Raw genomic sequence first — 14344 nt, forward strand, 5'->3', positions numbered from 1 at the left:
ACAATTCCGGTTCGGCTTCCCCACCGGCCGGGTCATCGGGTCGCGAGCCGCAGCAGTGCCCAGAGCTGGGCCGCCTGGTCGTGGACGCCGCGCACGGTCACCGAGGTCAGGGACGCGCGGCCCCAGAGCCACAGGTAGACCTGCGCGGGCCTGGCCGTGACGACGTCGTCCGCGGCCTCGGCCTCCTCGGCCGAACAGCGCCAGGCCTCCGTGGTGACGGGCCCGGCCCGCGCGATCCAGCTGTGCGCGCCGGTCCGGACGCCGACCGAGCCCGCCTTCGTGCCGGTCAGGCCGAGCATCGGCAGCTTCTGCCCGAACCACAGGGTGAGCACCTCGTCGATGCCGTCGATCGCGACGTCGTCGGGCACGCCGTGCGGCTCCGCGCCCGCCGCCTGCTCGACGTCCACCCGGTGGACGACCGTCTCGTGCAGCATCCGCCGGCGCCAGAACCCGTAGGTCCGGTCCGCCGGCCACCAGGTGTCGGCGCGGTCCTCCGGGTCGTGGGCGGCGAGCTCGTCGAGCAGTTCGGTCAAACCCGTTTCCAGGAAGTCCTGCAGGCTCTGCCCCGGCTCGGGGTCGCGCGGCCAGTCGTCGGGGCTCCGGCCGTCGGTCAGCCGGCGCCGGACCAGCCGGTAGAGGCTCCCGACGTGCCGGGCGACCTCGCCGAGCGACCAGCCGGGGCAGGCGGGCACCGGCGCTTCGGTCGGCGCCGCGTGCACCGCTTCGGCCAGCAGCCTGCCTTCGATTCCCAACGCCGTGAGCAACCGCCCCTGGTCGACCGGGCCGTGCTCACGCGACATGGGCTTCCCCGGTGATCGGCAGGCCGTGCACGAGACGGCGGACGAGTTCCAGGAACGGTGTGGCGGCCCCCACCAGCCCGGCGGCCGACTCGGCGGTCACCTTCCCGGTGATCCCGGCCTGCGCGGCGGCGCGCGTGGCCGAGTTGCTGGCGAAGAAGGCCGACCACTCCCGCAGTTCGGGGGCGACGGAGTCGAGCAGCACCCAGGTGCTGGCGGGACGAGCCCGCCCCCGGTGCGGCCGCCCCCGAGCGGCGAGCACGGCGGCAGCACCCCGGAGGGCGGCGAGGTAGGCACCGATGAAGCGTTCGGCGGGCCGGGTTTCCTGCGCGGCCTCGGCGAGCCCGCGCCGCGCCTGCGCGAGCAACCCGGCGGCGGCCGGAGAAGCGGGCGGGCGCAGGGACATGGGCAGCTGGGACTGGTCGGACCCGGCCCCGGGCGGCCGCAGGGACAGGGGCAGCTCGGACGGTCCATCGGCGCCGGCCGGGGTCGGCACCGGGGCTTCGGGAACCGGCAGCTCGGAGTGGCCGGACTCCGCCGACGCCGACAGCTCGAGCTGCCCGGCCTCCGCACCCGTGGGCGACTGGCGGCGACCAGCGCCCGCGCGCGCAGGCCGGGCCTGCTCCGGGATCGCCGGGACCGGAAGCGGCAGCTCGGACTGCCCGGCATCCGCCGCGCCGCCCGCCGGCCGAGCCTGCCCCGGACCCGCAACAACCGAAGACGAAGGTCGCAGCGAACCCGGCGACCCCGAATCCGCCTGGGCACCCGCCGACCAGGACTCCCCCGGACCCGCGGCAACCGAAGACGAGGACCGCTGCTCGGCATCCGCGACCCCCGCGGCCGAAGTGCACAGGGCGATCGGCAGCTGAGGCTGGCGGGCGTCCACCGCCGATGCGCGCTGGTGGGGCTCGGCCGGCGCCGACAAGCACTGGCGGGATCGCCCGCGCCGGGTTCCGGGCGGGGCCGGCTGCGGGCGCGGCGACATGGGCAGCTCCGGCTGCCCGGGATCCGTGGGGGACACGACCTCGACGGACATGGCGACCCTCCTCCTGCGCGGGTGAGCCCGGCGGGTGTCCGAGGCCGGGACGGCTCCGGCACCTGATCGGTGCGCACTCACCTGACGTCGAACGCCTGTTCGAACAATTTCCAGAGTAACCCCGGACCCGCTGCCCGCTCAACCCCAGGGGGCCGATCCCCGGACGTGTGCGGCACACCAGGTCGGTGGCGTGATCTCATAGGTTCATGAGTTCGCTGGAGCACCCCGCCGTCGCCAAGGTGGCGGCCGCGCTGGCCGAAGCCGGACAGCACGCCGCCGCCGAGGGCATCCGTGTCCTGCCCGCCGAGGTCCGGACCGCCGCCCAGGCGGCCGAAGCACTCGGCGTGCCCGTCGGGGCCATCGCCAACAGCCTCATCTTCCGCCTGGGGTCCGACAAAAAAGCGCTCCTCGCGCTGACGTCGGGCGCCCACCGCGCCGACCCGGGCACGCTCGCCCGGCTGGCCGGCGGCGAAATCGCCAAGGCCGACGCCGATTTCGTGCGGGCGCACACCGGGCAGCCGATCGGTGGCGTCGCCCCGGTCGGGCACCCCGAGCCGCTGCCCACCCTGGTCGACACCGCGCTGCGCGCCCACGACGTCGTGTGGGCCGCCGCCGGGCACCCGAAGGCCGTGTTCCCCACGACCTTCGCCGGGTTGGTGGCGTTGACCGGGGGCACCCCGGGCGCGCTCGCCGGCGCGGAGGAAGATGGGCAGCCGTGACCGCGATGCCCGCCGGCTGCTCTCGCTACGTCCAGCTCTCCTCGGACGATTTCCGCGCCCGCCTGCCCGAAGCGCTCGACATCTACGTCCGGGCGATGCGGTACCCGGCCGGCACCGCCGAGCAGCGCGCGCCGATGTGGCTCACCCACGCGCTGCGCGAGGGCTGGCGCTGCATGGCCGCGCTCGACGCCGACGACGTCCTGCTCGGCGTGGCCTACGGCTACCGCGGCCGCGCCGGGCAGTGGTGGCACGAGCAGGTGCGCCACGGCCTGAGCCGCCGCTCCGGGGCCGCCGAGGCCGACCGCTGGCTGTCGGACTACTTCGAGCTGACCGAGATCCACGTCCGGCCGGAGAACCAGGGCCACCAGATCGGCGAGGACCTGCTGCGCGGCCTCCTGGACGGCGTCCCGAGCGCGAACGTGCTCCTGTCGACGCCCGAGGGCACGAGCCGGGCGTGGAAGCTCTACCGCCGCACCGGCTTCGTCGACGTCCTGCGCGACTACCACTTCGCGGGCGACCCGCGGCCGTTCGCGATCCTGGGGCGGGAACTGCCCCTCGACCCGCGCTGAGCCGAGGGGCAGCGTTCCTCAGCGCGGCTCGGGCCGCCAGTAGCCGACGACCAGCGCCGCGACCAGCACGCCGGCGCCGCACCACGCCGTGACGCTCAGCCGTTCACCGAGCAGCGCGGCGGACAGCACCGCGGCCGTCAGCGGCTCGAGCACCGCCGAGAGCGAGCCGAGCACGGGATGCGCGTCGGCCAGGCCCCGCAAGTACGCGGCGTACGCGAGCGCGGTCGGGATCGCGCCGAGGTAGCCGACGATCGCGAGGACGTCCGCGTGCAGCGGGATCGCCATGCCGGACCAGCTCGCGACCGGGACGAGCAGCAGACCGCCGGCGAGGCAGCCGAACGCCGTCGTCGACAGCGGCTCAAGGCCTTCGACCGGCTTCGCGGTGACCAGCGTCAGGGTCGCGAAGCCCGCTGCCGCGAGCAAGGCGCAGCCCAGGCCCCCGAACGAGAAGGCTTCGCCCGGTGACCACTGGAGCAGCACCAGGCCGGCGAGGGTGCCCGCCACGGACACCACCGTCCAGCGACGGAATTTCCGCACCGACGCGAGGGTGACGAAGACGGGCGCGGCACCGATCGTCGTCATGGTCGCGACGCTCACCGAGCTGAGCGCGACGGCGGCGAAGTAGCTCGCCTGGAACAGGGCGAACAGCCCGCCGACGGCGAGGATGCGCCGGACGGCTTCGGGAGTGCGTGGGAAGGTGCCGCCGATCAGGAGGACGAAGAGGGTGGCGACCCCGCCGCCGACGAGCAGCCGGTAGTCGGCGACGGCGAGCGGGTGGAGGCCGGCTCGCCGGCCGAGCAGCGAGCCGGCGAGGCCGCCGGTGCCCCAGAGGACACCGGCGAGAACGAGCGCGGCCGACGATCGGGCGCGCGTGGGGAGGACAACGAACATGAACGCTCCTGCGTCTGCGTCGAAGGAAGGGGAATTCGACGAACGCGGGGCGGTGCGCACCACGAATCAGCCGCGGGCCTCGGAGGCCACGCGGCGAGGGACCACCCCGCTCAGGCGCGAGGCGGTGGGGTGACGAAGAGGATTCGGCGCACGAGATCAACCTAATGGGGCGTGCGCGGCGCAGCCACCGGTTTTCCGACGGCGCGGGTCGCGCTCCGCGAGGTCCGAGCGGCAGGGAGCCGAGCATGGATCTCACGAAAATCGTGGTCGCCGCACCGTCATCCGCGAGGTCAGCCGCCGGCGGGTCGTGAAGCAGATCCAGGGGTCCGCCGAGGGCAAGTTCACCCCGGCTCAGCTGTCCGCGCTTCTCGCCCCGCCGGGTCACCCGGCCGCCCCGCCGGGTCACCCGGGTGACCCGGGTGACCCGGGTGACCCGGCGGGGCGTGAGCCGTCAGTCCAGGGTGGCCAGCTGCTCCCGCAGCGTGTCCAGCCCCATCCCGCCCATCTTCAGCGCCTCCGTGTGGAAGTGCTTGATGTCGAACCCGGCGCCCGCGCGGGCCTGGGCCTCCGACCGGGCCGTCAGCCAGAGGCGCTCGCCGATCTTGTACGCCGGGGCCTGGCCCGGCCAGCCCAGGTACCGGTCGATCTCGTCGCGGATGTGGGCCTGGTCCGTGATCGTGCGGGTCAGCATGAACTCCAGCCCCAGCTCGGGCGTCCACCGCGAGCCTTCGTGGAAGCCCGTTCCGGCCGGGATCACCAGCTCCAGGTGCATGCCAAGGTCCACCACCACGCGGGCCGCGCGGAACAACTGCTCCGACAGCATGCCCAGGAGGTCGCCGTCGTCCGAGAGGTAACCCAGTTCCTCCATCAGGCGCTCCGCGTACAGGGCCCAGCCCTCCGCGTGGCCCGAGGTGAACGCCAGCAGCCGCTGGTACTTGTTCAGCCCGCTCGACTGGTCCACCGCCGTCGCGATCTGGAGGTGGTGACCCGGTGCTCCCTCGTGGTACACCGTGCTCGTCTCGCGCCAGGTGCTGAACTCGTCGCGGCCCGCCGGCAGGGACCACCACATGCGGCCCGGACGCGCGAAGTCCTCGCTCGGGGGCGTGTAGTACGCGCCCACTCCACCGCCCGGCGGAGCGATCTTGCACTCCAGGGCCAGCACGCGGTCGGAAATGTCGAAGTGCTTGCCGCGCAAGGATTTCAGGGCGTCGTCGGAGAGGCGCTGCATCCACGCCTCGAACTCCGCACGGCCGCGGACGCGGTACCGCGGGTCCGCGTCCAGGACCGCCGCGGCCTCGGCCGGCGAAGCGCCCGGCTTGATCCGGTTCGCCACCGCGCGCATCTCGGCCTCGATCCGGGCGAACTCCGCCCAGCCCCACTCGTAGGCCTCCCGCAGGTCCAGCGCCGCGCCGACGAAGTAGCGCGACCACAGGCGGTAGACGTCCTCGCCGACGGCGTCCTTGACCGGGGCCTTCGGCGCCAGCTCGGCCCGCAGGAACCCGGCGAACTCCGCGAACGCCTCGTCCGCGGCCCGCGCGCCGTGCGCGAGGTCCGCCTTCAAGGCTTCTCCCTGCGAGGACGCGCCGCCGGTCAGCGCGGTGAAGAAGCCCTTTTCCTCCTTCAGACCGGCCCACGTCTCGCACTGCTCCGCCACCTTCGCGACCTGCCGCAGCGCCGAGACGCGCCCCGCGTCGGCCGCCGCGAGCAGGCCGCCGCGGACGTTCGCGAGTGCCCGGGGCACCTCGGCGATCCGGGCCGAGACGACCGCCCAGTCCTGCTCGGTCTCGCACGGCATCAGGTCGAACGCCATCCGCAGGTCCTGCACCGGGCTGGAGATGACGTTCAGGTTCGCCACGTCGAGGCCGGCCTCGTGGATCTCCAGCTCCAGGCCGACGCGCTCGGTGAACACGGCCTTGGCGGCGCGCTCGGCGGCGTCCCGCGGCTCGGCGGCGGTGACGGCGGCGTGCGCTCGCGCGGCCAGGCCGGCGCGCTCGGCGAAGCCGTCCGCCGAGTAGTCGGTCAGCCGGTGGTCGTGGCCGGTGACGCCGTGGACGGTCGCCGCGACCGGGTCCGCGGCCACGTAGTCGTCGACGTAGCGGTCACAGATTTCGTGCACGCCTTCGGAAGCAGTAGAAGCCATACGCCGCACGCTACCGGGCCACGTGTACCCGGTGGTACGGACTTCAGTTCGGGGGTCCGGGTGGCGAAGCCCCGGTTGTCACAGCCTTAAGCACGGGCGGGGACGAGGCCCAGCCGGGCGATCACCTCGCGCGTCGCCTTCGAGCGGTTGAACGTGTAGAAGTGCAGGTTCGGCACGCCCTCGGCGATCAGCTTCTCGCACAGCTCCGTCGTGACGTCGATGCCCGCCGCACGGAACGCCTTGGGGTCGTCGGCCAGCGGTTCGAGCCGGTCCAGGAGCTTGCGGGGCGCCGGGGCGCCGGACAGCTTGATCGTCGTCTGCAGCGTCCGCATGGTGGTCAGCGGCATGACGCCGGGCAGCACCGGCACGTCGCAGCCGGTCGCGGCCACCCGGTCGCGCAGCCGCAGGAAGTCCTCGGCGTCGTGGAACAGCTGCGCGATCGCGAAGTCGGCGCCCGCGTGCAGCTTGCGGACCAGGTACTTCGTGTCCGAATCCAGGTCTGCCGAGCGCGGGTGGCCGTAGGTGTACGCCGAGACGCCGATGCAGAAGTCGCCCAGCTCCCGGACCAGCTGGACCAGCTCTTCGGCGTAGGTCAGGCCCTCCGGGTGCGGGATCCAGTCGCCGTAGACGTCGCCCGGCGGGTCGCCGCGCAGCGCGAGGATGTTGCGGACGCCGACCGAGGCGTACCAGCCGATCACGTTGCGCAGCTCGGCGACGGAGTGGTTGACCGCGGTCAGGTGCGCCATCGGCACCAGCGTCGTCTCGGTCGCGACGCGGGCGATGCTGCGGATCGTGCCGTCGCGGCTGGAGCCGCCGGCGCCGTAGGTGATCGACATGTAGGCCGGGTCGTACGGCTCGAGCTCCCGGATCGCCTTCCAGAGGACGGCCTCGTCCGCCGTGTCCCGGGGTGGGAAGAACTCGATGGAGAACTTCGGCCCGTCTCCTCGCAACCGCTCGATCACCGACGTCATACCGGCATGTTAAGGGCCGCCGCCCGCCATGCGGGAGCCCCCGTCCGCGTCGCGGGACAGTCATTCGAGTCACCTTCGAGGATTAGGCTGGGGTGGTGCGGGACGACGACGCGAGCTGGGACGAGGACGTGCGCCTCGCGGTCTACCGCGCCTTCGCCCGCCACGGCCGCGCGCCGGGCGCGCCGGAGCTGGCCGACGCCGCGGGCGGGTCGCTGGCCGTCGCGAAGCAGGCCCTGCACCGCCTCGCCGGCGCCCACCACCTGGTGCTCGACGAGTGCGAGCACGTCGTGCTGGCCCACCCCTTCGCCGCGAAGTCGCTCGGCTTCTCCGTGATGGGTGCGCGCACGCTGTGGTGGGGCGGCTGCGCGTGGGATTCGTTCGCCATCCCGCACCTGGTCGACGCCGAGCCGGAGGTGCTCGTCGCGACCCGCTGCCCCGGCTGCGGGCAGCCGCACGCGCTGGTCGTGAACCGGACCGTGCCGCCAGAAGGCGTTCAGGTGGCGCACTTCCTGGTGCCCGCCGCCCGGATGTGGGACGACGTTCTGCACACGTGCGCGAACCAGCGCCTCTTCTGCTGTGAGTCCTGTGTGGACGCTTGGCTGGCGGAAACCGGGCAGGCCAAGGGTTCCGTGCTCGACCTGGTCACCCTGTGGCGGCTCGCGCGCGGCTGGTACGCGGGCCGGCTGGAGCGCGGCTACCGGCGGCGCGAACCGCGCGACGCCGTCGCGTACTTTGCCGAAGCGGGCCTCACCGGTCCGTTCTGGGCCGCCGCGGCCGGAGTCTGATTCGCCACATCCGGGTGCCCCGCGCGCCCGCGCGCCCGCGGGTTCGGCGAGGATGGCGAGATGAACGCGCCCGCCGCCGACAGTGACCTGCCCGCCCACGTCGAGCGCGCGCTGGCCGGGTTCCTCGATCGGGCGGGCACCGCGATCCTCGGAACCGAGCCCACCGTGGCCGCCGGGATCGACGCGCTGCGCGGGTTCGTGCTGGGCGGTGGCAAGCGTTTGCGCCCCACGTTCGCCTGGTGGGGCTGGCGCGGCGCGGGCGGCGACCCGGCCGGCCCGGACGCCGAGGGCGTGCTGCAGGCGGTGGCCAGCCTGGAGCTGATCCAGGCGTGCGCGCTGATCCACGACGACCTCATCGACTCCTCCGACTCCCGCCGCGGCAACCCGACCGTGCACATCGCGGGCGCGAAGCTGCACGCCGACCGTGGCTGGCTCGGCTCCCCCGCCACGTTCGGCCTGGCCACCGCGGTGCTCGTCGGCGACCTGGCGCTGGCCTGGGCGGACGACATGTTCGCTGACGCGCCGCTGCCCGCCGAAACCCTGGCCGCGGCCCGCCCGGCCTGGCGCGCGATGCGCACCGAGGTGCTCGCCGGGCAGTACCTCGACGTCCGCACGCAGGCCACCGGGGACGCCTCCGTCGAGGCCGCGCTCAAGATCGACCGGCTCAAGACCGCCGCTTACACCGTGCAGCGGCCGCTGCACCTGGGCGCCGCGCTCGGCGGGGCGTCGGCCGAGCTGATCGCCACGCTGCTGGAGTTCGGCGGCGAGGTCGGCGTGGCGTTCCAGCTGCGCGACGACCTGCTGGGCGTCTTCGGCGACCCCTCGGTCACCGGCAAGCCCGCCGGTGACGACCTGCGCGAGGGCAAGCGCACCCTGCTCGCCGCCCTCGGCCTGCAGCTCGCGGCGGAGAAGGGCGAGCAGGCCGCGGCCACGGTGATCGCGGACGCGATCGGCGACGCGGACCTGTCCGACGGGGGCGTCGAGACCGTCCGGATGGCGTTGCAGCAGGTCGGCGCGGTCGACGCGGTCGAGCGGCGGATCGACGAGCTGACGACGGCGGCGATGGCCGCCCTCGACCGCGCGCACCTGGCCGAGCCGGCGCCCGCCGCGCTGACCGGGCTGGTCGTCAAGGCCACCCAGCGGACGTACTGACGTGCGGACGATCGACAGCCCCGCGGACCACGTCGTCGTCATCGGAGCGGGGCTGGCCGGGCTTTCGGCGACCCTGCACCTGCTCGGCGCCGGACGTCGGGTCACGCTGCTGGAACAGGCGGACGTCCCGGGCGGGCGGGCCGGGCAGCAGAGCTTCGACGGCAACGCCGTGGACACCGGCGCGAGCGTGCTCACCATGCCGGAGCTCCTCGAAGAAGCGTTCGCCGCGGTCGGCGAGCCGCTGGCCAAGAACCTGCGTCTGACCCGGCTCGACCCGGCGTACCGGGCGCGGTTCGCCGACGGCAGCTCGCTGGCGCTGCGCACGGACGGCGACGCGATGGAGGCCGAAATCCGCGCCTTCGCCGGCGCCCGCGAAGCGGCCGGCTACCGGGCGCTGCGCCGCTGGCTGACCGAGCTGTACGCCGTGCAGAAGGACCACTTCCTGGCGGCGAACTTCGACTCGCCGCTCGACCTGGCCCGCCCCGAGCTGGCGAAGCTCGGCGCGCTGGGCGGGTTCGGCAGGCTCGGTCCGCGCGTCGCCCGCTACCTGCGGGACGAGCGGGTCCGGCGGCTGTTCACCTTCCAGGCGCTCTACGCGGGCCTCGACCCGGCCCGCGCGATCGGCGCGTACGGCGTCATCGCCTACATGGACACCGTCGGCGGTGTCCACTACCCCGAAGGCGGGATGGGCGAGATCGGCCGCGCGATGACCGGGGCCGCCGCGCGGGCGGGCGCGGACGTGCGGTTCGGCACCGAAGCGGCGTGGCTCGAACGGGTGAATTCGCGGGTGCGCGCGGTCCGGACGCGCTCGGGCGAGCGGATCGCCTGCGACGCCGTGGTGCTGGCCACCGAGCTGGGCACGGCCTACCGGCTCCTCGGCGCGCGGCCCCGCCGCCCGCTGCCGCTGCGCTACTCGCCGTCGGCCGTGGTGCTGCACGGGCGGACGAGCGAGAAGTGGGACCTCGGCCACCACACGATCTTCTTCGGCGGGGCCTGGGAGCGGACGTTCGCCGAGATCATCCGCGAGGGCAAGCTGATGAGCGACCCGTCGCTGCTGGTCACGCGGCCCACGGCGACCGATCCGGGACTGGCCGGGCGCGGCGGTGAGATCGTCTCGGTGCTCGCGCCCGCGCCGAACCTCCGCCGCGGCCCGATCGACTGGGACCGCATCCGCGGGCCGTACCACGAAGAGCTGCTTCGCACGCTGGAGGCGCGCGGGCTGACCGGTTTCGGCGGCGAGTTCACCGTCGACGAGACGATCACCCCGGCGGACTGGGCGGCGCGCGGCCTCACCGCCGGAACGCCGTTCTCGCTCGCGCACACGTTCAGTCAGACGGGTCCGTTCCGGCCGGCGAACCTGGTCCGCGCGGCCGGGAACGTCGTGCTGGCCGGCTGCGGCACCACCCCCGGCGTCGGCATCCCGCCGGTGCTCATCTCCGGACGACTGGCGGCGGAAAGGATCACCGGCCGGTGAACGAACTCGACGCGGCGGGCATCACCGAACCGGGCCTGCGCGCCGCCTACACCGAGTGCCGGCGCATCAACGCCCACTACGGACGCACGTTCTTCCTCGCGACGCGGCTGCTGCCGGCCCGGGCCCGGCCCGCCGCGCACACGCTGTACGGATTCGCGCGGATGGCCGACGAACTGGTCGACAACCCGGCGCCGGGCACCGACCCGGCGGCGTCCCTCGACCGGGTCGGCGAGCTGGTCGACGTCGTCTTCGCGGGCGGGACCCCGGACGACCCGGTGCTCGTGGCGTTGTCGGACACTGTGCGGCGCTACGGCCTCTCACGTGAGTTGTTCGACGCGTTCCTGAAGTCCATGCGGATGGACCTTTCGCCGGTCGAGTACGCGACCTTCGCCGAGCTGGGCGAGTACATGTACGGCTCGGCCGCGGTGATCGGGCTGCAGATGCTGCCGGTGTTCGGCACGGTCGGCCCGCTCGCCGACGCCGAGCCGGGAGCGGTGGCACTCGGCGAGGCGTTCCAGCTGACGAACTTCCTGCGCGACGTCGGCGAGGACCTCGACCGGGGACGGCTGTACCTGCCGGTTTCGGAGCTGGCCGCGTTCGGCGTTTCGCGTGAGCTGCTCGAGGCGCGGCGGCCCGATCCGCGGATCCGGGCGGCGCTGGCGTACTTCGTCGCGCGGACCCGGGCGGTGTACCGGCGGGCCGAAGCGGGCGTGGCGTTGCTGCGTCCCGAATCGCGGCCGTGCGCGCGGACGGCGTTGACGCTGTACGAGGGGATCCTCGACGAGATCGTCGCCATGGATTACGACATCCTGACGCGGCGGGCCGTGGTGCCGAAGCGGCGGCGGCTGGTGGTGGCGCTACCCCCCTTGGCCACCGTCTGGGCGCGCGAGAGGTTCGACCGCGGTCGTAGGCTGCGATCATGACCGAACGACGCATCCGGATCGGCCTGCAGCTCCAGCCGCAGCACGCCGACTACGACAGCATCCGGCGCACCGCGTCGGCCGCCGAAGACCTCGGCGCCGACATCGTTTTCAACTGGGACCACTTCTACCCGCTCTACGGCGACCCCGAAGGCATGCACTTCGAGTGCTGGACGATGCTCGGCGCGTGGGCGGAGTCGACGTCCCGGGTGGAGATCGGCGCGCTCGTCACCTGCAACAGCTACCGCAACCCCGAGCTGCTCGCCGACATGGCCCGCACGGTCGACCACATCTCCGGCGGCCGGCTCATCCTCGGCATCGGCTCCGGCTGGTTCGAGAAGGACTACGACGAGTACGGCTACGAGTTCGGCACCGCGGGCGGCCGGCTCGACGACCTGGCGGAGTCCCTGCCGCGCATCGAGTCGCGCCTGGCCAAGCTGAACCCGGCGCCGACCCGCAAGATCCCGGTCCTGATCGGCGGCGGGGGCGAAAAGAAGACACTGCGCCTCGTGGCCAAGCACGGCGACATCTGGCACGGCTTCGGCGACCCGGAGGTCGTCGGCCGCAAGGTCAAGATCCTCGACCAGCACTGCGCGGACGTCGGCCGCGACCCGGCCGAGATCGAGCGCTCCTGCGGCGTCCAGGGCGAGCCGGACGAGCTGGGCCCGAAGCTGCTGGAGCTGGGCGTCACGACGTTCACGGTGGGCGTGGGCGGCCCGGACTACGACCTCGACGCCCTCAAGTCCTGGATCGCCTGGCGCGACAAGACCCAGGGCTGAGCTTTCACGATCGCGCCCGGTGTGCGGCGACGCGTTCGCGCGTCGCGCACCGGGGCGAGCAATACCTGCGCGGGCTGCCGCCGCCCGTGTGCGCGAACGGCTTGCCGCACGTCGGTGCCGCGCACAGCCCGCCCGGCACTCCCTGGCGCTCCGCCAGCAGCGCTGCCAGGCCCAGCGCCGACGACGTCACCAGCCACGCGCCCCATGGCCCGTCGTCGGCGGCGTCCGCGTGCAGGTGCCAGCCGTAGCCCTCTTCGTGGTCGGTCAGGCGCGGTGGGCCCGCGTACGCCGCGAACAACCCGTTGAGCACCGAAGCCGCCGAAGCCACGTCAGGCGCCGCGAAGACCTCGCGCAGCTCCAGGGCCGCCGCGCGTAGTTCCGCGACGTCTTCCGGGGACAGCGAGAGCTCCGGTTCACCGTGATCGCGCAGCACCCGCGCCACCGAGGCCGGGTCGGGGGCCGGAACCAGCAACACGTTCAGCAGATCCACCGCGCGCTGCACGGAATCCCGGTGCGGAAAGGCCATTCCTCATTGTAACGTCTTGCCAATGATAAGGCGTTACCTCCTCGGTGCCACGCTCGCCCGGACCGGCGACGAGCTGTCCGGGCCCGCGCTGCTGCTGCTCGGGATGACCGCAGGCCCGCACGCCGGCGCGGCACTGCTCGCCGGGCTGACCGCGGCCGCCGCCGTGGGCGGACCGGTGTTCGGCGCCCTGCTGGACCGCAGCGCGACCCCGGGACGGCTGCTCGCCGTCGCCCTCGGCGGCTACGCGGGCGGGATCGCGCTGGTCACCGCCGTGTTCGGCCGCCTGCCGCTGGAAGCCGTCGTTGCCGTGGCGGTCGTGACCGGCCTGCTCAACCCGGCCATCGCCGGTGGCTGGACCGCGCAGCTGCCCGCGGTCGCCGGGCCCGCCCTGCCGAAGGCCAGCCGCCTCGACGCCATGACGTTCACCGCCGCCGCGCTCGCCGGGCCCGGGCTGGCCGGGCTCCTCGGCGGTCCGGCCGGGCTCGTGGCCGCGGTCGGCCTGGTCGCCGCGGCTCTCCCGGTGGCGTGGTCCCTGCCGAAGCGGACGCCCCGGAAGACCCGTCTCAAGGACGGCTTCAGGGTTGTGGTCCGCAACGCACCGCTGCGGCGCGCGACCGTCGCCTCGACGATCTCCTGCGCCGGGATCGGCATGGTCACCGTGTGTTACCCGCTGCTGGGCGCGGCGCACCTGCGCGGCCCGGCGGACGGCGCCCTGCTGCTCACCGTCCTGGCGGTGGCGTCCCTGCTGGCCAACGCCGTCCTCGCGAAGAAACCGCTGCCGTGGGCCCCCGACCGGATCGTCGGGCTGAGCACGCTCCTCCTGGCGGCGAGCTGCCTCGTCGCCGCGAGCGGGCACGGCGTCGTCATCGCGGCCGTGCTGGCCGGATTCGCCGAAGGTCCGCAGCTCACGGCGTTGTTCGCGATCCGCCACCGGGAGGCACCGGAGCACGTCCGCGCGCAGGTGTTCACGACCGCAGCGAGCGTGAAGATCACGGGACTGGCCGCGGGCGCGGCCGTCGCCGGTCCCTTGGGCGCGTGGTCGCTGCCCGCGTGCCTGGTGACGGCGGCGGCCGTTCAGCTCCTCGCGGCGACAACCTCTTTCACCAGTGACATCCGGGACTTCGCCCCGGGCCGGGGGCTCCGCCACCCGGACCCCCGAAAGAGCTGCAGGTCAGAACGCCATGGCCTGCGCGCGCCGCTTGACCTCGGTGCCGTGGCTGGTCCGCAGCGCTTTGATGGGCATGTTCCCGGGCAGCGTGTCGTCCTCGGTGAACAGCCACCGCAGCATCTCGGTCCGGGAGAACCCGGAGTCGGCGAGCACGGTGATCGTCCCGGTCAGCCCCTTGACGACGCCGTCCCGCACGAAGAAGTCGCTGGGCACGCACAGTTCACCGCCGCGCTTCAGCGCGATCAGCTGCCCGTCGCGCAGCATCTGCCGGACCTTGTTTGTCGACGTCCCGAGGGCGGTCGCCACCTCCGGCAGCGGAAGGACCGCGATGGCGGCGTCGAGGACGTCTTCGGCGACAGGAATCCCACTCACAGGTGACACTGTGCCACATTCCGTCCCCTCACCCGCTAGTGCGCA

14 protein-coding genes and 1 pseudogene are annotated in these 14344 nt (G+C 73.7%); 8 read left to right on the forward strand and 7 right to left on the reverse strand.

Annotated elements, in window-relative coordinates; translation table 11 throughout:
* Positions 1-32: 32 nt before the first annotated feature.
* Both ACFVYA_RS03570 and ACFVYA_RS03575 read right to left on the reverse strand, forming a co-directional pair.
* Positions 33-800, reverse strand: a complete 768-nt coding sequence (locus tag ACFVYA_RS03570) for a maleylpyruvate isomerase family mycothiol-dependent enzyme (protein ID WP_285989600.1) — start codon at positions 798-800, stop codon at positions 33-35.
* Positions 790-1833, reverse strand: a complete 1044-nt coding sequence (locus ACFVYA_RS03575; RefSeq protein WP_387041975.1) for an SAV_6107 family HEPN domain-containing protein — start codon at positions 1831-1833, stop codon at positions 790-792. The genes ACFVYA_RS03570 and ACFVYA_RS03575 overlap by 11 nt, the downstream gene beginning before the upstream one ends.
* 206 nt (positions 1834-2039) lie before the next feature.
* Here ACFVYA_RS03575 and ACFVYA_RS03580 point away from each other — a divergent pair, with 206 nt between their 5' ends.
* Positions 2040-2552 (forward strand): YbaK/EbsC family protein, encoded by a 513-nt coding sequence (locus ACFVYA_RS03580; RefSeq protein WP_285989598.1) that lies wholly within the window; start codon positions 2040-2042, stop codon positions 2550-2552.
* Positions 2549-3121, forward strand: a complete 573-nt coding sequence (locus tag ACFVYA_RS03585; RefSeq protein ID WP_387041978.1) for a GNAT family N-acetyltransferase — start codon at positions 2549-2551, stop codon at positions 3119-3121. The genes ACFVYA_RS03580 and ACFVYA_RS03585 overlap by 4 nt, the downstream gene beginning before the upstream one ends.
* 18 nt (positions 3122-3139) lie before the next feature.
* On the opposite strand, the gene ACFVYA_RS03590 is transcribed toward ACFVYA_RS03585, so the two are convergent.
* From ACFVYA_RS03590 to metF, 3 genes are all read right to left on the reverse strand, one after another.
* Complete coding sequence (locus ACFVYA_RS03590) at positions 3140-4012, reverse strand: DMT family transporter (protein WP_387041980.1); 873 nt, start codon at positions 4010-4012, stop codon at positions 3140-3142.
* A gap of 451 nt (positions 4013-4463) precedes the next feature.
* A complete protein-coding gene (locus ACFVYA_RS03595; protein WP_387041982.1) occupies positions 4464-6152 on the reverse strand; it encodes a DUF885 domain-containing protein in 1689 nt (562 codons plus the stop codon).
* A gap of 86 nt (positions 6153-6238) precedes the next feature.
* Complete coding sequence (gene metF, locus ACFVYA_RS03600) at positions 6239-7123, reverse strand: methylenetetrahydrofolate reductase [NAD(P)H] (RefSeq protein ID WP_387041985.1); 885 nt, start codon at positions 7121-7123, stop codon at positions 6239-6241.
* A 95-nt stretch (positions 7124-7218) separates the two neighbouring features.
* Between metF and merB the strand changes: the two genes are divergently transcribed.
* From merB to ACFVYA_RS03625, 5 genes are read left to right on the forward strand one after another with little or no spacing between them, the layout of a single operon-like run.
* On the forward strand, positions 7219-7908 hold the full coding sequence (merB, locus tag ACFVYA_RS03605; RefSeq protein WP_387041988.1) for an organomercurial lyase: 690 nt from the start codon (positions 7219-7221) through the stop codon (positions 7906-7908).
* Between the two features lie 60 nt (positions 7909-7968).
* On the forward strand, positions 7969-9060 hold the full coding sequence (locus ACFVYA_RS03610; RefSeq protein WP_387041991.1) for a polyprenyl synthetase family protein: 1092 nt from the start codon (positions 7969-7971) through the stop codon (positions 9058-9060).
* Between the two features lies 1 nt (position 9061).
* A complete protein-coding gene (gene crtI, locus ACFVYA_RS03615; RefSeq protein ID WP_387041994.1) occupies positions 9062-10534 on the forward strand; it encodes a phytoene desaturase family protein in 1473 nt (490 codons plus the stop codon).
* Positions 10531-11457, forward strand: coding sequence for a phytoene/squalene synthase family protein (locus ACFVYA_RS03620; RefSeq protein ID WP_387041997.1), 927 nt, complete (start codon positions 10531-10533; stop codon positions 11455-11457). The genes crtI and ACFVYA_RS03620 overlap by 4 nt, the downstream gene beginning before the upstream one ends.
* Positions 11454-12233 carry an LLM class F420-dependent oxidoreductase gene (locus tag ACFVYA_RS03625; RefSeq protein ID WP_387041999.1) on the forward strand — a complete coding sequence of 260 codons (780 nt, stop codon included), beginning with the start codon at positions 11454-11456 and terminating at the stop codon, positions 12231-12233. The genes ACFVYA_RS03620 and ACFVYA_RS03625 overlap by 4 nt, the downstream gene beginning before the upstream one ends.
* Before the next feature lie 4 nt (positions 12234-12237).
* On the opposite strand, the gene ACFVYA_RS03630 is transcribed toward ACFVYA_RS03625, so the two are convergent.
* Positions 12238-12759 (reverse strand): CGNR zinc finger domain-containing protein, encoded by a 522-nt coding sequence (locus ACFVYA_RS03630; RefSeq protein WP_387042001.1) that lies wholly within the window; start codon positions 12757-12759, stop codon positions 12238-12240.
* A gap of 22 nt (positions 12760-12781) precedes the next feature.
* On the opposite strand from ACFVYA_RS03630, the pseudogene ACFVYA_RS03635 reads away from it, so the two are divergent.
* Positions 12782-13723, forward strand: a pseudogene (locus ACFVYA_RS03635) (MFS transporter); the annotation flags it as partial.
* Positions 13724-13930: 207 nt separating this feature from the next.
* Here the strand turns inward: ACFVYA_RS03635 and ACFVYA_RS03640 are convergent.
* Complete coding sequence (locus ACFVYA_RS03640; RefSeq protein ID WP_285989583.1) at positions 13931-14299, reverse strand: Rv2175c family DNA-binding protein; 369 nt, start codon at positions 14297-14299, stop codon at positions 13931-13933.
* Positions 14300-14344: the final 45 nt, after the last annotated feature.

The organism is Amycolatopsis sp. NPDC058278, assembly GCF_042881395.1.
Lineage (GTDB): Bacteria > Actinomycetota > Actinomycetes > Mycobacteriales > Pseudonocardiaceae > Amycolatopsis.